Below are 18,486 nucleotides of genomic sequence, written 5' to 3'. Positions count from 1 at the left end.
TTTCCATTCCTCGTGTTTCTTCCCTATTATTGCTCTTTCAAAGACAGAATTCTGATGGCCGTAGTTCCCTATAAAGACAAACAAGACTCCAAAAAAGAACAAGTAGCTGAAATGTTCAACAACATTTCCGGCAAATACGATTTGCTCAATCATGTGCTCAGCATGGGAATTGATATCAGCTGGAGAAAAAAAGCAATTAAATATCTGAAAGATGATCAGCCTAAGCTGATTCTGGATATAGCGACGGGTACGGGTGATTTTGCCATTGAAGCACTGTCATTGAACCCGGACAAGATCATCGGAGTGGATATCTCCGAGGGCATGCTGGAAGAAGGCAGAAAGAAAATGAAGAAAAAAGGACTGGATGATAAAATAGAGCTTCAGCTTGGTGATTCTGAAGGGCTGCTTTTCGAAGATAATAAGTTTGATGCGGTCATCGTTTCATTTGGTGTCAGGAACTTTGAGAATCTGGAAAAAGGACTGGCAGATATGTATCGCGTACTTAAACCGGGAGGTAAAGTGGTGATATTGGAGTTTAGCCAGCCGACCAAAGCACCGATGAAACAGGCTTATGCATTTTATTCCAAAGCTATTTTGCCTCAGATCGGAAAGATTGTATCCAAGGACAATTCAGCTTATACCTATCTTCCTGAGTCAGTGGAGGCCTTTCCGTACGGAATGGATTTTCTGAGAATTATGAACAAAGTCGGATTCACCAGCAACCTATGCAAACCACTTACATTTGGAATAAGCTCAATCTACGTAGGAACAAAATAGTCCTACTGGGTTTAGTGTTTTTCTCGGCAGTAATCCCTACGTTTGGGCAAGGGATGTTTGGCTTGACCTCAACAGCAGGTTCTGATAACCGGACGCTTTCCTATGGTTTTTTTCTGGCTGCCCACAATAGTACGCTGCGAGTGAAATATACCGATGCGTTTATGAATCAAGGGTCAAACAGCACTAATCCCTTTTCCCGGGTTAGGAGTGTTCAGCCTCAGTTTTCTCCGGGTTTTTCACTGGGGTTTATCGGTATTCTGAGGCTTCACGATCAAGTACAATTGCTTTTTACACCGAAGGTGGGCTTCTATGAGTATAAGACAGAAGTGACTTATTTTTACGATAAGCTAGATGAGGGGCTCATACAGACAACTCCTGGGAACGAAGGTACTGTGTCCGGAGGAGTTCAGGTGTATAGCTCAGAAGCCACTATGGTAGAATTACCTTTACTCTTCAAATACCGTTCGGTGAGATTCAATAATACCCGCATGTATTTTATTGGAGGCGGGAGCTATCAGTTCCGTACCAAAAGCCAGGATGAAGCCAATGTGGACGATATCGTGATGACGGGCCGGGACGTTTCAATAGAAGCAGGGATGGGCTTTGAGATTTACTTCAAATACTTCAAGTTTGCCCCGGAGATACGCTTTTCTCATGGGATGATGAATACCTATCAGGCGGAAAACACATTGCCGGAGCTTCGGGATGCTATTTCTTCACTTAAAAGAAAAAGCATTACGCTTTACCTGAATTTTCAGTAGTGAATAGAAGGTGAAAAGTCGAAAGGTGCGAAGGTTTTGAACCAAACCCAGCAGTTAGCATTCCTGTTTTAATAATCGGCACAACAAGCCCTGCAATTATTAGAAGACCTAGAATAATGTTTGAAAAACTGTGGATGAGTATATCCGAACCCTTGGAATTTTTCTTTTGATCACTGAGTATTGAAAATTGTCCATTGATAATTTTTTTATCTTTCAGGATGAAAAACAAAATTGCCCTAATCACCGGAGCTACTTCTGGAATCGGTAAAGCTGCCGCAATCACCCTTGCCAAGATAGGTTTTGATATCATCGCCACCGGAAGACGTGGAAACCGGTTGGAGGAACTGAAATCTGAATTGCCTGAGGATATTGGTTTTTTGCCTTTAGTATTTGATGTGCGTGATCGGGAAAAAGTAAAGGAAATCCTTGACAAACTTCCTCAAAAATGGAAAGCCATAGATGTACTGATCAATAACGCGGGAAATGCTCATGGGATGGATCCGGTGCAATCTGCAGATTTAGGTGACTGGGATGATATGATGGATATCAATGTGAAGGGGCTTTTGTATGTGTCGCGGGCCATTATCCCAGGAATGACGGAGCGGAAATCCGGTATGATCATCAACATAGGTTCCATAGCCGGAAAGGAAGTCTATCCCAACGGGAGCGTGTATTGCGGGTCTAAACATGCGGTAGATGCCATTACCAAAGGAATGAGAATAGACATGAACCCGTTTGGGATCAGAGTGGTTGCTATTCATCCCGGGCTGGTCGAGACTGAGTTTTCTCTTGTTAGGTTTAAGGGTGACGAAAACCGTGCAGATACGGTTTATCAAGGAATGGAGCCATTGGTCGCCCAGGATATTGCGGATATCGTCGAGTTTGCCGTAACTAGGCCTCCGCATGTGACTATTGCCGATGTAGTGGTGTTGCCCACAGCCCAGGCTTCAGCTACTATTGTAAATAGAAATCCTTGATGGTGAATAATTCTTATTTCTTCTTATTCTTGATGTTGATTGCCTGCGGCACAGCGCAGAAAAGCGATCAGGAGATTTTCTCTGAGCAGCAGCGGGAAGTGCTGGATCCGGTAAAAGATGTAGAACTGGAAGCGAAAATTCCTGAGTTGGAGGAAAAATTGATTGCCCAGGGATTGGTGGATGTGGAAGAAGTAATTCCTGGGATTCTGGTGGAGCTAAAGTATTCCACGCCCGACAATTTCTTTGGTGAGGATGTGTATGGTGATCTGACTAAGGCTTATCTTCAGCCGGAAGTAGCAGAAAGATTGAAAAAAGCCCAAGAAATGCTGAAAGGGATGCACCCGGATTATACCTTGCTGGTGTATGATGGAGTTCGTCCGCTGAGTGTACAGCAGATTTTGTGGGATGTGCTGGACAAACCTGACAGTATCAAGCCTCTATATGTCGCAGATCCGAAGAAAGGTGGTTTGCATAATTATGGCGTAGCTGTAGATCTGACTATTTACGATATAAAAGCTGATACAACCCTGAATATGGGTACAGCTTATGATTATTTTGGCTATCTAGCGTATCCGGACCGTGAAAAGCAAATGCTCGCCGACGGGAAATTAACGAAAGCGCAAATTGCCAACCGGGATATTCTGCGGAAAGTAATGACAGGTAATGGATTTAGCGGGATAGGTTCTGAATGGTGGCATTTCAATGCCTTCAGCAGGAAAGAAGCCGGGGAAAAGTTTGAAATCATCAAATGACAAATCCAATTATCAATATTCAAGATGACAGTATTCAATTTTCAATAAAAGTAATAAAACCCAACATCCCAACCTATGAACTTAAAACGTGCAATTCTGGCCTTAGGGCTTATTTTCAGTGTGATACTGATTGCTCCCGCACAGCAATTTAAAGCTTTGGTTTTCAGTAAAACCGCAGGTTTTCGCCATCAATCTATCCCCGAGGCTGTGGCTGCTTTGAAAAAGATGGGGAAAACGGAGGTCTTCAGCGTTTATACCACTGAAGATGCAAGCGAATTTACAGATGAAAAACTGGCCAAATACGATGTGGTTATATTGACCACCACCACCGGTACCATTTTTAATGATGAGCAGAAAGCAGCTTTTCAGCGCTTTGTCCAAAGCGGAAAAGGTGTGGTCGGTATTCACTCTGCTACAGATACCGAGTATCAATGGCCATGGTACAACGACATGATAGGAGCATACTTTTTGTCACATCCTGCACAGCAGACTTTGCGGCTCGAAGTAGTAGATCAAAATCATCCATCTACATGGCACCTGCCTAAAAACTGGATGTTCACAGATGAATTGTATGAGTTTAAGGATATCAACCCCGATATCAAGGTCTTGATCAAAGCCGATGAAAGTACGTACAAAGTAGCCAGAGGGAATGGTGATAACCATCCTATGGCCTGGTACCATGAATTTGATGGGGGAAGGGTATTCTATACCGCACTAGGACATGTAGAGGCAGCTTGGGAAGATCCTGTTTTCTTAAAGCATGTGTATGGAGGGATCTGGTATGCAGCCACCGGACATCCATTCAAATAAGTGCATTTGCCATGAAAATCTAATTTGCTGGAACTTAATCCCCGCAATTCGGTTTTCTAAACAAAAATCGAGATTACCATGCTACAAGCTCAAGCAAGACCTGTTCACCTCTATATGGAGGCCAATCCTAACCCAAACTCCCTGAAATTTGTCGCCAATTTTATGTTGGTGGATGAGGGAGTAAGTTTTGATTTTCCTGATGCAGAGGGTGCCAAAATCAGCCCATTGGCCCAAGAGCTGTTTAATTTTGCGGCAGTGGAGCGGGTGTTTATCGCTTCTAATTTTGTGACAGTCACTAAGTCTGAAGATGTGGAGTGGGCCGAGATACAAGGCATAGTGAGAGATCATATCAAGCAATATTTGGAAGCAGGGAAAGCCCCTGTTCCTGTTGGTTTTGACAAGGATCCTCTTTTTGACGAGAATGATTCGGAAGTTGTGAAGAAAATCAAAGGAATTCTTGATGAATACATCCGGCCTGCCGTGGAGCAAGATGGTGGAGCGATAGTGTTTCATTCCTTTCATGATGGGGTAGTGAAAGTGCTGCTCCAGGGGTCTTGCTCAGGATGCCCTTCGAGCACTATAACATTAAAAGCTGGGATCCAGAATTTGCTGACCAGGATGCTCCCGGAAGTTAAAGAAGTAGTAGCAGAGGGAGTATAAGCTGATTTTATGGGAAAGAGAGATTGGTCCTGGGCGATTCTCGGAGTTATTGCTTTGGGGATACGCTATTTGGCAACTCAAAACCCAGAAGCTACTGATACTATTTATTCAAGAAAATTCTTTCCAGGTATCCGGAATGTAATAGATATTACGCTGGGAAGATTGCCCTTTCCCAGCGTTTATTTATTTATAGCTTCTGTATTGTTAGTCATTGGTATTTATTTTTGGAGAGTTAGTCAAAAGACGGGGTGGAAAAGCAGAACGTGGTATTCTTTAGCGGCTTTGGTTAATGGACTGGGTGCCTTGGTCTTCTTTTTTCTGGTATTATGGGGGTTTAATTACCAGCGTACGCCTATTGTGCAGCAGCTGGGACTTCAGCCCAAATCCATGAATCTGGAACAGGTGAAGAGTGAAGTGCAGATCACTTATCGTCTGGCCCAGCAATATAGAAATGCGGTTACGCGGGATACCGCAGCCATAGAAGAAATCTTACCCTATCCTGAATTAGAAAAGCTCGTGCGGGCAAATATGGCGGACAATTTAAATATGCTGGGTTTAAATTTCACCGGAAGGCCGAGGACCAAACAATTTCCTCCATCCGGCTTTATGCGGAAGATGGGGATTTTGGGAATCTATTTTCCTTTTACCGGAGAAAGCTATATAGACCCTTCTCTGCATGCTTTGGAGAAACCTTTCACTGTTGCCCATGAGATGGCGCATAGCTATGGAGTGACTGATGAGGGAGAGGCTAATTTCATCGCATGGGTGATCTGTACCAATTCGGATGATCCTCTTCTGCGCTATTCAGGGCAGTTGAGATTATTGAATTACCAGCTTTCGGATTATTATAGGATGGCGCCAGAGGAATACAGGGAGTGGGTGAAAACTCTCGATAGAGGGATCCGTAACGATATGGTTTCTATCCGAAAAGCCAGCGAGGCCATCAAGGCATATTCCTTGGAACTGAGCCGAAAAACCAACGACGTCTTCCTGAAAACACAGGGGGTAAAAGCCGGCGTCAACAGTTATCAGGAATTGCCAAAATTGGCTTTTGCATGGAGGGAAAGGATGAAAGACTTTTGACGAATAGGCTTAGGAAATGGAGGAAACTTAAGCCACGAGTCTTTTCCTTTTATGCTATGAACTTTTAAGTTTTTTGTAATTAGTTGTTTCCGAATGTTTTTTAAAAGTTTATTAGGAGTGTTTTGTGAAAAACACTAGTTTGGTTTTTGTGAACTTCTCTCTTCTGACAGCCAATAGTATGCTTTTATTTTCCTGATTGCTACTATTGAGAATTTGACGGTATTCCTTGTTTTACGACAAGAAGGCATACAGAAAAGTAAAAAATAGCTTCTATATACTAGCTAATATTGAAATTAATTGTTTTGGCATATTTCATCCACATAACATGCTCCTCTTTATGACTCGAATTCTTAACGTCTTGCTAATGGTCTTTTTTTTCAGTCAGACCACATTCGCCCAGATTACTATGGATACGGAGCGGAAGAATGATGGTATTATGGAAATATATGCTACCAATACTGAGCAGGTTCCATATACTGTTCTGATTAATTACACTGAACTCACAAATATACTTCCAGTAGGTTCTTCCGGCTTGGCTGTGGTCCGTCCGGGAAGATCGAAGGTTTCTACTTTGAAGCGAAGGGTTGAAGGACAAAGTACTAACCTACGCTATACTTACACTTACATCAAGGGAGATTATTACGGGAAATCAAAACAAGAGCCGGTGTACCTTATTCCATTACCAGAAGGCACTAGGACGACAGGAATACGGATGACTCATATCCAAAACCGTCTTCAGCCAAAGGAAGAGAACAAAGAGTATGTAGGTATCTCATTCAAATTTGATCTGCCTACGGAGATTCTTGCGCCACGGAAAGGAGTGGTTTCAGCAATCAGTATGGAGAAGTATGATGAGCGGGAAAACTTGGACTTTGATCATTCAGAAAATTATATTGAACTCTTTCATGAAGATGGATCGCTGACCAAGCTCATGGTCTTGAGGCCTGGAAGCCAAAAGGTGAAAGTGGGGCAGGTGGTATTTCCTGGTGATGTGCTGGCGGATTCGGCTGGAGAAGATTACAATTCAGGACTGCATGTACGGTTAGTCAATATGAAGCCCGTGAAATCAGGAAAGGACAAGCTAAAATATCATCAAGGACCAATGAAATTTATCTCCAAAGAAGGAGAATCTGATTTCTCCGAGCCACACAAGGTGGAAGTGGTTTTTCCAGATGAAATAGTAATGGCTGAGATGAGCAAAAAGGAGAAGAAAAACCATTTATCAGAAAATTAGGGTTGAATTACCTTTTTCCTATTCCCTACCCACACTCCTATGATCACAGCGACTATCCCTATATAGTGGCCTAAAAGCAAAACCTCCCCATCCAAAACGCCCCAGAATATAGCTACAATGGGAATGATGTAAGTAACTGATGCCGCAAATACCGGTGTGGCGGTTTTCACCATCACATTGAAGATGATCAAAGCGATAGCTGTTCCAAGTACACCTAGCAGAGTAAGGTATCCTAAGGCGGGCATGGCCCCAACCGAGTTCACGACTTTATATGAAAACTGCGTCCCCGCCATCAGATAGATCAATGCCATCGGCAAAACCATGAGAAGGGAGATAGCAGTGATTTCTATAGGCTTAAGTTTAACGAATTTGTATTTGATGATATTCAGGTTGAACCCATAGCAGATGCACGCCAGAATTACGTAGAATGCATGGGAGTTGATATCCTCAAAAGCTCCGAATCCTGTGCCTTCTTTTACAGTCACCAAAATAAATACCCCGATAAATGCAATTGCTAAGCCAATTGCATTTCTTCGTGTGATTTTGGAATGATAAAACAATGCACCGATGACTACTACAGACAGGGGCGTAAGTGCATTCAGGACTCCCGTAAGGGAACTGCTTAGTTGTGTCTGGGCTTTTGCAAAGAGGAATGCAGGGATAAAACTGCCAACAAGCCCTACAATGATCAGGTTATTGATCTGGGTTTTGTCAAGGTTCTTAATCCGTGGGATTGAGAGAGGCAATAAAAACGTAGCTGCGGCCACAATTCTATATGCCCCTACTTCTCCAGGGGAAAATACCTCCAGCCCTCTTTTGATAAGGATAAATGAACTGCCCCAAATCAGGGAAAGAAGGAGGAGCAACCCCCAGTTTTTCAAGGTGCTGTCGTTGGTGGTAGTGGGCATGGGCTATGACAGTGGATTGTCTGCTTTGCAAAGGAAGCAAAACCCTAGAAAAGTTTGCGGAAAAATTACAGGAGTTGAAAAGCTGTTTTGCGAAAAACAATATCAGTTGTGAATTGGCTAAATTTTACTCACTAGAATCTATGGAAATTTTTATGATTATAACCATAAAACTGCAGTATATTGGTTTAATTTTATGGTTATAACCATTATTTGTTTACGATAGAAGGTAATATTTGGAGGTATAACCCTAAATAGTATGATTGAAAGAACAACTTACTTCGAGCAATTGCGAGAATTCATCGACAAGCCACAGATCAAAATCCTGACAGGAATAAGAAGATGTGGCAAGTCCACCTCTCTATTGCTACTCAAGGAAGAGTTGTTATCAAGGGGGATCGGTGTCGATCAAATCGTTCTTATCAACTTGGAAAGTTTTACTTTTTCCGAATTGCGCACAGCTGCACGGCTATACAATTATGCCGCAGACAGGATACAAAAAGGGAAGAAAACATACTTGCTTCTGGGTGAAATCCAAGAGGTGGTGGAATGGGAAAAAGCTGTCAATTCATTTTTGGTGGATTTTGATGTGGATATTTACCTTACAGGCTCCAATTCCCATCTTTTGTCTTCCGAGTTGGCCACCTATTTAGCTGGACGCTATGTGGAGATTCCTGTTTATACGCTTTCTTTTTCCGAATATTTACAGTTTAGGTCTGCCTATTTCCCAAAAGATAAAGCTGATAACAAAACCGCATTTCTTTCCTATTTGCGTTTGGGGGGCTTTCCTGTCATACATACTGCTGATTATTCGGTGGAAACAGCCTATAAAGTAGTGTATGACATCTATTCTTCTGTCATCCTTCGAGACACGGTACAACGCTTCAAAATCAGGGATGTGGAGCTATTGGAGAGGATTGTCAAATATGCTTTTGATAATATTGGCAATACTTTTTCCGGCAAAAATGTAGCTGACTATTTCAAAAGCCAACAACGGAAAATAGATATCAATACGGTATATAATTATCTCAATGCGCTGGAGGGTGCTTTTATTTTATACCGTGCATCCCGGTATGATATCAAAGGGAAGGAAATTTTGAAGACCCAAGAGAAATTCTATTTGAGCGATGTGGGCTTACTCTATGCTACCATGGGTTATCGGGATAGAATGATTTCGGGTATTTTGGAAAACATTGTTTACTTGGAATTCAAAAGAAGAGGATACACCGTTTATGTAGGAAAATACCTTGATAAGGAAATTGACTTCATAGCCGAGAAGCAAGGTCGAAAAATCTATGCTCAAGTAGCATATAAGTTAGAAAGCGAGCAAACTATCGAACGGGAATTTTCCACCCTTTTGTCAGTCAAGGATCAATACCCAAAATTTGTGGTCACATTAGATGATTTTTGGAAAGAATCCATTGAAGGTGTGCAACACGTTCACCTATCTGATTTTTTGTTGCGTACCTTCTGATTCAAGGAATATCGACCTAAATCAAGCAGGATTTTCCGCAGAGAGCTAACAAGCTTAGACTAATGGTAAAGTTGAATCTAACCTTCCAACTTTACCATCTTTCAACTTTTTAACTCTGTTTCCTAAAACACATGATCTGCATAGATATCGGAAACTTGCTCCAAAATCTCACAGACCTGCTCATAAGTCTCGGCAGTGACCATTTCGGTACGATATTGCTTGAAATTCGGCATTCCCCGGAAGTAATTAGTGTAGTGTCTCCTCATTTCCAGGATTCCCAGTTTGGGGCCCTTCCATTCTACAGAGAAGTCCAGGTGTTTTTTTGCGACGGCAATCCGCTCATCCAATCCCGGAGCGGCAAGTTTTTCTCCAGTAGCTAGGAAATGTTTGATCTCATTGAATATCCATGGATAACCTATGGATGCCCTGCCGATCATCATTCCGTCCACGTTGTATTTATTCTTGTATTCCAGTGCTTTTTCAGGTGAATCGATATCTCCATTGCCAAAAACCGGAATATGTAAACGGGGATTGTCTTTCACTTGATTGAGGTAGCTCCAGTCAGCTTCACCTTTATACATTTGCTTGCGCGTGCGGGCGTGAATGCTGATAGCCTGTATTCCCACGTCTTGGAGACGCTCAGCCACTTCTACGATGCGGATGGTGTCATTGTCCCAACCCAGGCGGGTTTTTACTGTCACGGGAATATTCACTGCCTTCACGATCTCTGCTGTCATGGACACCATTTTATCAATGTCCAAGAGAATTCCGGCACCGGCACCTTTACAGGCCACCTTGTTTACCGGGCAGCCGTAATTGATATCCAGAATATCGGGATTGGCTTCTTCTACTATAGCCGCAGCTTCGCGCATAGAGTCTATCTCGTTGCCGAAAATCTGTATCCCTATGGGTCTTTCATAATCGAAAATATCGAGCTTGGCGACACTTTTTGCGGCATCCCGTATCAGTCCTTCAGAGCTGATAAACTCTGTGTACATCAGATCAGCACCATTCTGTTTACAGACTGCTCTGAACGGAGGATCACTCACATCTTCCATTGGTGCGAGCAGCAGGGGAAAGTCCCCTAATTCCAAGTTTCCTATCTTAACCACTTCTTATTTTAAATTTGCACGTAAATTTACCTCAAATATGGAGATATACGAAACTGAATCTGAAATAGCCAAACGTAAAAATTGGCTCTTGTCCCTGATAGTCATTGTTTTAGTGTCAATTGGCATTTTGGTGATCCTGCAAGTCTCGGCGATGGCAGTGGTTCCATACCTTTTCAATATGAGTATGGCAGAGACTATAAGCATGTTGACAGGGGATTTTACCAATCCAAATGGCCGTATGGCGATTTATTTTGTCCAAGGGATCGGTTCAGGAATTGGATTCTGGGTGGCGGCTTCTATAGTGATACACTTTATAGACCAGGCTAATCTACAGTGGGAGGTGCAGTTGGCTCGGTTTAACTGGAAGGGAGGACTTTTGATGTTGATGATTGTGTTTGGAGGGATGCTTGTGAATGGATTTCTCGGATACCTCAATTCTAACCTTGTTTTGCCCGACTTTATGTCTGACATAGAAATATGGATGCGTGAAATGGAGGATCAAATGGCTGAACTGACAAAGTTCATTACAGACTTCCAGACTATTCCGGAACTGTTCGCAGGGATATTGGTGATTGGTATATTAGCGGGAATAGGTGAAGAAATGCTCTTCAGGGGATTGCTCCAGCCTAAAATGCATTTATATACCGGCAATGCCCATGTCGGGATATGGTTGACCGCTTTTATTTTCTCTGCCATCCATGTACAGTTTTATGGCTTTCTGCCGAGAATGTTGCTAGGCGGGATATTTGGCTATTTATATTATTATTCTGGTAGTCTTACGTACCCAATTCTGGCTCATATTTTCAACAACACCTTCACTGTCCTTCTGATATATGCCAGTAACCAAGGTTGGATTGATTTTGATTTTGAATCTACCGATACCGTATCTTATCCTGCTGCTTTGACAGGTTTATTGGTTCTTATGGCAGGAATCTTTTACTTTAAGAAAATAAATAAACCCAATGGAAAACTGGAACAAAGTATTTGAAAGTGCTATGCAGGTGAGGGCTGAGATCGTCAAGGGGATTTTGGAGGAACATCAAATACAGGCCGTGGTGTTGAATAAAAAGGAAACGGTTTATCAGATTTTTGGAAATTTCGAGGTGCATGTGCAGCAAGAAGATATGATGAGAGCCACTAACATAGTCCAGAATGAGATCTCGTTTTAGTATCAATAATTACAGCAATCTGGGACAGCGGGCGATTACGGCTTTGTTTGGTGCCTTGGTGATTGTAGGCGGATGTATTTATTCTGATTACACTTACTTTTTGGTTTTTGCGTTGATTCTGGCATTTTCCCAGATGGAGTTCTATAAGCTGAGCGGCCTAGATGGAATGCTTCCTCTCAAGAGTTTTGGGACTTTTCTGGGATTGATGATTTTCTGTCTCACATTTATGGTGGAAAAGGAACATTTATCAGATAAGTATTTTTTCTTCATCTTTCCGATAGTCTCGTTGACCTTCTTTATCAAGCTATATAAGAAAACCGATAAAAAACCTTTTACAGGGGTAGCTTACACGTTTTTGGGGTTGTTTTATGTGGCAGTGCCCTTTTCCTTGCTGAATCTTGCCGTATTTTCAGTAGATGCCACCTATAATTACGAGATTATCATTGGCTGTCTGCTCATTCTTTGGGCGAGTGATACCGGGGCTTATTTTGCTGGAACAAAATTTGGTAAGACTAAGTTATTCGAACGAGTCTCTCCCAAAAAATCCTGGGAAGGCTTTTTGGGCGGGGCCTTTTCAGCAATTGGGGTGGCTTTTGCCCTGACCCGGTATTTTCATGTGATTGATGATTGGAAGTGGCTGGTCATAGCCGGTATCATCATTATCGCCGGAACTTATGGTGATCTGATTGAGTCGCTTTTTAAGCGTTCTATAGAGATCAAAGATTCAGGTAGAGGGCTCCCAGGCCATGGGGGATTTATGGATCGTTTTGACGGATTGTTACTTTCGGTGCCATTTATTACTGCCTTTTTGAAAATATTCTAATATGAAACCCTCTTGATTGAAAATCTGCTTAATATTGTGTCGCATTTGAATAACTAAATCAAACCCGAATATGGCTTACATTGAACCGGCTCCGATCAAGGATAAAGAAAACCCTTTGGAGTCAATGATGGAAAGATTCAACATTGCAGCTGAAAAGCTTGGCCTCTCCGATGAGGTGTACAATGTCTTGAAAAACCCTGCCAAACAAGTAATCGTATCTCTTCCCATCACGATGGACAGTGGGAAAATCCAGGTCTTCGAAGGAATACGTGTGATTCATTCCAATATTTTAGGCCCGGCAAAAGGCGGTATCCGCTTCGCACCAGATGTACATATCGATGAGGTACGGGCTCTTGCGGCCTGGATGACATGGAAGTGTGCTGTGGTGGATATCCCTTATGGTGGAGGTAAAGGTGGGGTACGATGTAACCCCCGGGAAATGTCCAAGGGAGAAATCGAGCGCTTGGTCAGAGCTTATACGATGGCTATGATCGATGTGTTTGGCCCAGACAAAGATATACCTGCTCCCGATATGGGAACCGGGCCTAGAGAGATGGCTTGGTTGATGGATGAGTATTCCAAGGCTAAGGGGATGACAGTGAGTTCGGTCGTTACCGGTAAGCCGTTGGTGCTTGGGGGATCCTTGGGGAGAACGGAGGCTACTGGCCGAGGAGTAATGGTTACCGCACTGGCAGCCATGCAAAAACTCAAGATCAATCCATTTCAGGCCACTTGTGCTGTACAGGGCTTTGGCAATGTAGGTTCTTGGGCAGCAAGATTGTTGGAAGAAAGAGGGCTGAAAATCGTGGCTATTTCCGATCACACCGGTGCGTTTTACAACGAGAAAGGCATTGATATAGTGAAAGCGATTGAGTTTAGAGATGCTAATGGAGGCCATTTGGCTGATTTTGCCGGTGGTGATAAAATGGATAATCCCGCTGATCTATTGACTTTGGATGTAGATGTACTTGTGCCAGCTGCCGTGGAAGATGTGATCACTATACATAATGTGAACGACATCAGAGCAAGGCTCATCGTAGAAGGGGCCAATGGTCCCACTTCGGCAAAAGCTGATGCCATTATCAATGAAAAGGGGATCATGGCTGTGCCGGATATCTTGGCCAATGCGGGGGGGGTGACTGTTTCTTATTTCGAGTGGGTTCAGAATAGATTGGGATATAAATGGACGGCAGATCGTGTGAACAGACGTTCTGACCGTATCATGAAGGATTCCTTTGAAATGGTCTATCAGGCATCTCAGAAATATGATGTGCCGATGAGAATAGCGGCATATATCGTCGCAATCGATAAAGTAGCGAAGACTTATACATTTAGAGGGGGCTTCTAAGTCTTTTCTATCGAAAGAATATTTTATCTTTGAGGCGTGGAGTGAAATCCACGCCTTTTAGTTTTAAAGCTTATGACTATACACCGCGAAGGAAGGATCCTGTTATTTTGGCTTCTGATTATTTTAGTGGCCGGTAACTACCTCATTATCTATTTTATTCCTGATGCCAGGGTACTATCTAATGTTGCTGTTTTAGGGAGTATTGTGCTTTATTTGATTATTCTCCAGTTTTTCAGAAGTCCGATCTTTAAGTTGCCATCGGATGAAAACCTGGTATATGCCCCTGTGGACGGGAAAGTTGTGGTGATTGAAGAGACTTTTGAGGAGGAATACCTGAAGGAGAGCCGAAGGCAGGTCTCCATATTCATGTCTCCTATCAATGTGCATATTACAAGGTCTCCTATCAAAGGCGTAGTGGAGTTTTTCCAGTACCATAAGGGTAAATATCTTGTGGCTTGGCACCCAAAATCCAGTACTGAGAATGAGCGGACCACTATGGTGATCAAACATGAAAATGGGACCAAGCTGCTTGTAAGACAAATCGCCGGGGCCTTGGCTAGAAGGATAAAATGGTACGTGAAACCAGGTTCAGAATTGGTACAAGGCGGAGAATTCGGATTCATCAAATTCGGCTCTAGGGTAGATGTTTTCCTGCCTTTAGATGCGGAAGTTTTGGTAGGGCTGGAGACAAAGACCAAAGGGGGGAGGACTCCGATCGCAAGATTTACTTCCTAAAAAGATGGGTTCGTTTTGTAGCGTTCATTTTCCGGGATTCGTATTGTGAATATGAACCAAACTGATTCATGAAATGAAAGCTTTTTCACTTCTTGCCGTTTTGTTGATTTCTATCAGCTTTGTGTCTTGTGATGATGTTGAGGATAAGTCCCCGAACCAGTTGTCAGGTACATGGGAAGATCGTTTTTATGTAGATTCAGTGGATTATTGGGTGGTCAATACACTGGAGTTTAAATCTGAGAACCAATATCAATTTAGAACTACTGTGCGCCAAACAGAGACTGGCTCTGATTTAGGCTATCGCTTTTATTATGACGATAGTTATGAATGGGATGGAGAGACTTTCAGCTATTCCCCGGATCTGGCTAGCTGGATAGACCATCGTGAGGAGAATTTTTATGTCCCAAAGGAAGAATTGAATGCTGGGATAATAGATTATTTCCGGATGCCTACAGCTTCCTTGGTTTTTGAGGAGAACAATACCAAAATGATTTTCCAAGAGAACTGCCAGGAAGACCTCTTGCCCTGTGAGGATCCTTTTGAAGTAAAAGAGTATGTTCGCGTTTATTAATAATAAAGATATTCAAAACCTGGATTACTTAGTAAAAACTAGGTTTTGAATATCTTTTTATAAAGGATCATTCCAAGTCCTAAACTCACCAAAAACAGGATCAGGCTAAGCCATTCGAATGTCCTTCTTTCGGATAATTTTTCTTCAAGTTGTTTGTCACGCTCTGCTACTGCTCGTTTAAGGGCTTGTACGTCTTTTTCTAATTTGAAGGCTATGGCCTTATAATCCTCTCCAGTCTGGGTGGCGGTGGTTTTCTCGATATCCCCGATCATCCTCAGCTCGTCCATGATCAGGTTGTCTTTTGCGATGATACGCTCCAGCCATTCATTGGTCTCGATCATATCCTTTTTGGTGCGATTTCCGAAAATACCTGACTTTTTACTTTCAGATTCCTTCCATTGCCGGGTCAATGCGTCGCGCTCCTGTACCATTTTTTCCAGTTTGGCCTGACCCGCTTCCGTTAATTGTGGGGTAACGAGCTTAAAAAGCAATAGAATTATTCCTAAAGTCATTTTTGTGGTTTGGATAAATTACTGAAATCTGTCATTTCTGGGGCGTTTATGGATTAATTGCTTCCACTAAAGAAATACGATGATTGATCTACTTACAACAAAAATGCCAAGGCTGTAAAGGATTTCAAGCGTTACGAATTGTGTGGTTTATGCGTGGGTTTGTAGGTGCAAGCTAATTGTTTGAGTATGTATTCCATTTGTTGGCAGTAAATAAATAAAAGCATCAAAGGATACGGAAAACACTAGCATCAACGCCACTTAGGCCTGCCTCGCTTTGGCGGGTCATCCCCGCCTGGAACGGGTAGACGTCTTCGGTCTTCCAGCAAGTAAAACAAAGAAAATACGGCTATTGGTATCATTGCAGATAATCAATATTTCTTATCTTTTCCATCCTCTGGTCATTTCCTTTTTACCTGGAGGGCCAGGCAAAGTTTCCACTTCAAATCCAAGTTCTTTAAGGTCTCTTTTGAGTTGTCCGCTCGCACAGTAGGTGGTAAAGATCCCTCCCGGGTTTAACGCTTCAAAAACCCTGCTTAAAAGTTCTTTGCTCCACATTTCCGGTTGCTTACTTGGAGCAAATGCGTCATAAAAAACCACATCGGTGGGATAGAGTTTTACCTCCTGAAGTGTGGTTTTTTCCTTCTTCATGTTGAAATACTCAGATATGATAATTCCCTTGTCCCACTCCGCCTTGTGTAGGCGTTGTAAATAGGGTTTATAATGGAAAATGGCATCATCCATGTCACCGTAATTAAGCTGGGAATAGATGTCTTCGGGCAGTGGAAATGGCTCGATGGTATGATATAGCACAGGTATTTGGTTTTGCTCTGCCCAGACTAATGTCAACCAGGCATTTAATCCAGTGCCAAAGCCTACTTCGAAAATCCTGAGCGGTTTTTTGTTTGGATTGTTGATAATCCAGGAGTCAAGGCCATAAAGCATGAATACATGGATGGATTCCTTGAAAGCTCCATGAAAGCTGTGGTAGGTTTCCTTCAGCTCCTCATTATATAGAGAATGTGAGCCGTCCTCTGTGGTGATGATTTTTAACTTCTCACTCATATAGTATAGATCAATGCGGCACAATATGCGGATATGCCTTCCTGTCGGCCTACGAATCCTAATTTCTCGGTGGTTGTGGCCTTTATGGAAATGTCATTTTCGGAGACTTTCATCACGTCTGCCAGACATTTTTTCATTGCTGGGATGTGAGGGTTGACTTTGGGGAGCTGAAGACAGATAGTTGTATCTATGTTTCCGACTTCGTACCCTGCTTCCCTGAGGAGGATGAGTACCTCGGAAAGTAGGATCTTACTGTCTATGCCTTTAAATTTCGGGTCTTGGTCTGAAAAATGATAGCCAATATCCCGAAGGTTGGCTGCTCCCAAAAGAGCGTCACAGATGACATGTATCAGTACATCTGCATCAGAATGCCCTACGGCACCTTTGTCATTTTCTAGTTTGATCCCACCTAGCCAGAAGTCGTGCCCTTCTTTGAGTTGATGGACGTCATACCCGAATCCTATTCTGAATTTATTCATTCCTGCACAGATTTATAGTATAATACTGAAGAGTTTTCTTCTTTTAAGATATGGCTGGCCCAATGCATGATTTCATTTCCCTTTATTTTGGACTTGATGTCAAAGACCTCATCATAAAGAGCAGGATTACCTAAATGGGCATACCCTGCAAGATTCATTGCCCTGTTTAGGATCTCCAAAGATTCGTAAGTTTTATGCGCCTCTTCTTGGTTTTTTATTTTTTGAAGGGTGTGGTCAGAAATCTGGGATTTCAAAAAGCCTGAAATTACTTCGTCCAGAGCTTTTTCAGCTTCTTCGGCAGCTACCCCAGATTCCATTTTCCCTGCAAAAGTCAATAGGCCCGGATCCACTGATCCAGTGATGTAAGCACTTATAGATGCGAATAGCTTCCCGTTTTTCACTAAGGTTTGCTCTAGTAAAGATGACTTGCCAAATCCCAGGATATCTGTGATCAGGTCTGCTTCCCAATATCCTTCAGCCAGCTTTGCTGGCATTTTGTAAGCTTTATACAATGCATCCGTGGGTACCGGAGCTTCCACGAGTTTGACTTTTTTAGTTCTTTGGACGGGTTCAGTTGGGATTAGTAGGTCTGGTTTGGGATGGTTCTCTATTGGTCCAAACCATTTTTTGGCCATGCGTTCTACTTCAGCTTGTGTCACTGCGCCGGCAACTACAAGCACGGCATTATCTGGACGGTAATTTGACTTGTAGAATTCCCAGATATCCTCACGGGTATAGTTAAGGATATCTTCCAGGCTTTGGCCTATGGTAGGCCATCGATAGGGGTGGATGTCGTAGGCAAGGTCGTCCAGATGATGGTATGCATCTCCGTAAGGCTGGTTTAGATAGCGCTGCTTGTATTCCTCTATGACCACTTTACGTTGGGTCTCTATCGTCTTGGTACTAAGTGACAACTGGAACATTCTGTCTGATTCAATCCAAAACGCGGTTTCCAGGTTTGCTCCAGGAAGAGTGATGTAATAGTTGGTGATGTCTTGACTAGTGAAAGCATTACAGGAACCACCAACCCGCTCCAGTTCACGGTCAAAAACCGGGACATTGGCAGAACCTCCAAACATCAAGTGTTCGAAAAAGTGCGCAAGCCCGGTTTTGCCGTGTTTTTCATTCCGTGATCCAACTTTATAGAGCAGGTTGAAAACAGCTGTTTTACTGCTGTGATCTTCGTGGACGATCACTTCTAGTCCATTGTCTAGGAAAAATCTTGTGTAAGGTAGCATAATT

21 protein-coding genes are annotated in these 18,486 nt (G+C 42.8%); 15 read left to right on the top strand and 6 right to left on the bottom strand.

Annotated features, from left to right (window positions below; translation table 11 throughout):
• Positions 1–54: 54 nt before the first annotated feature.
• From ubiE to LZF95_RS19805, 8 genes are all read left to right on the top strand, one after another.
• Positions 55–777 carry a bifunctional demethylmenaquinone methyltransferase/2-methoxy-6-polyprenyl-1,4-benzoquinol methylase UbiE gene (gene ubiE / locus LZF95_RS19840; RefSeq protein ID WP_233756817.1) on the top strand — a complete coding sequence of 241 codons (723 nt, stop codon included), beginning with the start codon at positions 55–57 and terminating at the stop codon, positions 775–777.
• Complete coding sequence (locus LZF95_RS19835) at positions 726–1,538, top strand: outer membrane beta-barrel protein (protein WP_233756816.1); 813 nt, start codon at positions 726–728, stop codon at positions 1,536–1,538. The genes ubiE and LZF95_RS19835 overlap by 52 nt, the downstream gene beginning before the upstream one ends.
• 218 nt (positions 1,539–1,756) lie before the next feature.
• Entirely contained in the window at positions 1,757–2,515 is a 759-nt protein-coding gene (locus LZF95_RS19830; RefSeq protein ID WP_233756815.1) for an SDR family NAD(P)-dependent oxidoreductase, read from the top strand.
• Positions 2,515–3,267, top strand: coding sequence for a M15 family metallopeptidase (locus LZF95_RS19825; RefSeq protein ID WP_233756814.1), 753 nt, complete (start codon positions 2,515–2,517; stop codon positions 3,265–3,267). The genes LZF95_RS19830 and LZF95_RS19825 overlap by 1 nt, the downstream gene beginning before the upstream one ends.
• 75 nt (positions 3,268–3,342) lie before the next feature.
• Positions 3,343–4,077 carry a ThuA domain-containing protein gene (locus tag LZF95_RS19820; protein WP_233756813.1) on the top strand — a complete coding sequence of 245 codons (735 nt, stop codon included), beginning with the start codon at positions 3,343–3,345 and terminating at the stop codon, positions 4,075–4,077.
• 78 nt (positions 4,078–4,155) lie between these two features.
• Positions 4,156–4,737 (top strand): NifU family protein, encoded by a 582-nt coding sequence (locus LZF95_RS19815; protein WP_233756812.1) that lies wholly within the window; start codon positions 4,156–4,158, stop codon positions 4,735–4,737.
• Between the two features lie 9 nt (positions 4,738–4,746).
• Complete coding sequence (locus LZF95_RS19810) at positions 4,747–5,820, top strand: DUF3810 domain-containing protein (RefSeq protein ID WP_233756810.1); 1,074 nt, start codon at positions 4,747–4,749, stop codon at positions 5,818–5,820.
• Positions 5,821–6,157: 337 nt separating this feature from the next.
• Positions 6,158–7,054: a M23 family metallopeptidase gene (locus tag LZF95_RS19805; protein ID WP_233756808.1), complete on the top strand. Its 897-nt coding sequence runs from the start codon at positions 6,158–6,160 to the stop codon at positions 7,052–7,054.
• Here LZF95_RS19805 and LZF95_RS19800 read toward each other — a convergent pair.
• A complete protein-coding gene (locus LZF95_RS19800; protein WP_233756806.1) occupies positions 7,051–7,962 on the bottom strand; it encodes a DMT family transporter in 912 nt (303 codons plus the stop codon). The two genes, LZF95_RS19805 and LZF95_RS19800, sit on opposite strands and share 4 nt — an antisense overlap.
• Positions 7,963–8,218: 256 nt before the next feature.
• On the opposite strand from LZF95_RS19800, the gene LZF95_RS19795 reads away from it, so the two are divergent.
• Entirely contained in the window at positions 8,219–9,433 is a 1,215-nt protein-coding gene (locus LZF95_RS19795) for an ATP-binding protein (RefSeq protein ID WP_233756804.1), read from the top strand.
• 122 nt (positions 9,434–9,555) lie between these two features.
• Here LZF95_RS19795 and dusB read toward each other — a convergent pair whose 3' ends face one another.
• The gene (dusB, locus tag LZF95_RS19790; RefSeq protein ID WP_233756803.1) at positions 9,556–10,545 is read right to left on the bottom strand and encodes a tRNA dihydrouridine synthase DusB; all 990 of its coding nucleotides are present in this window, start codon (positions 10,543–10,545) and stop codon (positions 9,556–9,558) included.
• A 37-nt stretch (positions 10,546–10,582) separates the two neighbouring features.
• Here dusB and LZF95_RS19785 point away from each other — a divergent pair, with 37 nt between their 5' ends.
• The 6 genes from LZF95_RS19785 (at position 10,583) to LZF95_RS19760 (ending at position 15,191) form a co-directional block, all read left to right on the top strand.
• Positions 10,583–11,533 carry a CPBP family intramembrane glutamic endopeptidase gene (locus LZF95_RS19785; protein WP_233756802.1) on the top strand — a complete coding sequence of 317 codons (951 nt, stop codon included), beginning with the start codon at positions 10,583–10,585 and terminating at the stop codon, positions 11,531–11,533.
• Positions 11,508–11,714 carry a DUF2007 domain-containing protein gene (locus tag LZF95_RS19780; protein ID WP_233756800.1) on the top strand — a complete coding sequence of 69 codons (207 nt, stop codon included), beginning with the start codon at positions 11,508–11,510 and terminating at the stop codon, positions 11,712–11,714. The genes LZF95_RS19785 and LZF95_RS19780 overlap by 26 nt, the downstream gene beginning before the upstream one ends.
• Positions 11,698–12,537 (top strand): phosphatidate cytidylyltransferase, encoded by an 840-nt coding sequence (locus tag LZF95_RS19775; protein ID WP_233756798.1) that lies wholly within the window; start codon positions 11,698–11,700, stop codon positions 12,535–12,537. Before LZF95_RS19780 ends, LZF95_RS19775 begins: the two co-directional genes overlap by 17 nt.
• A 70-nt stretch (positions 12,538–12,607) precedes the next feature.
• A complete protein-coding gene (locus LZF95_RS19770) occupies positions 12,608–13,885 on the top strand; it encodes a Glu/Leu/Phe/Val dehydrogenase (RefSeq protein ID WP_233756796.1) in 1,278 nt (425 codons plus the stop codon).
• A 72-nt stretch (positions 13,886–13,957) separates the two neighbouring features.
• On the top strand, positions 13,958–14,620 hold the full coding sequence (locus LZF95_RS19765) for a phosphatidylserine decarboxylase family protein (RefSeq protein ID WP_233756792.1): 663 nt from the start codon (positions 13,958–13,960) through the stop codon (positions 14,618–14,620).
• A 73-nt stretch (positions 14,621–14,693) separates the two neighbouring features.
• On the top strand, positions 14,694–15,191 hold the full coding sequence (locus tag LZF95_RS19760) for a hypothetical protein (RefSeq protein WP_233756791.1): 498 nt from the start codon (positions 14,694–14,696) through the stop codon (positions 15,189–15,191).
• Between the two features lie 38 nt (positions 15,192–15,229).
• Here LZF95_RS19760 and LZF95_RS19755 read toward each other — a convergent pair whose 3' ends face one another.
• From LZF95_RS19755 to LZF95_RS19740, 4 genes are all read right to left on the bottom strand, one after another.
• Positions 15,230–15,703 (bottom strand): Clp protease ClpB, encoded by a 474-nt coding sequence (locus LZF95_RS19755; protein WP_233756790.1) that lies wholly within the window; start codon positions 15,701–15,703, stop codon positions 15,230–15,232.
• 378 nt (positions 15,704–16,081) lie between these two features.
• Complete coding sequence (gene mnmD, locus LZF95_RS19750; RefSeq protein WP_233756788.1) at positions 16,082–16,765, bottom strand: tRNA (5-methylaminomethyl-2-thiouridine)(34)-methyltransferase MnmD; 684 nt, start codon at positions 16,763–16,765, stop codon at positions 16,082–16,084.
• A complete protein-coding gene (ispF, locus tag LZF95_RS19745; protein WP_233756786.1) occupies positions 16,762–17,244 on the bottom strand; it encodes a 2-C-methyl-D-erythritol 2,4-cyclodiphosphate synthase in 483 nt (160 codons plus the stop codon). The genes mnmD and ispF overlap by 4 nt, the downstream gene beginning before the upstream one ends.
• Positions 17,241–18,482, bottom strand: coding sequence for a pitrilysin family protein (locus LZF95_RS19740; protein ID WP_233756785.1), 1,242 nt, complete (start codon positions 18,480–18,482; stop codon positions 17,241–17,243). The genes ispF and LZF95_RS19740 overlap by 4 nt, the downstream gene beginning before the upstream one ends.
• Positions 18,483–18,486 lie beyond the last annotated feature (4 nt).

This window comes from Algoriphagus sp. AGSA1, assembly GCF_021390545.1.
Classification (GTDB): Bacteria; Bacteroidota; Bacteroidia; order Cytophagales; family Cyclobacteriaceae; genus Algoriphagus.
The sequence above is the reverse complement of the archived record's forward strand: the minus strand, read 5'-3'. Positions and strand labels throughout refer to the sequence as shown.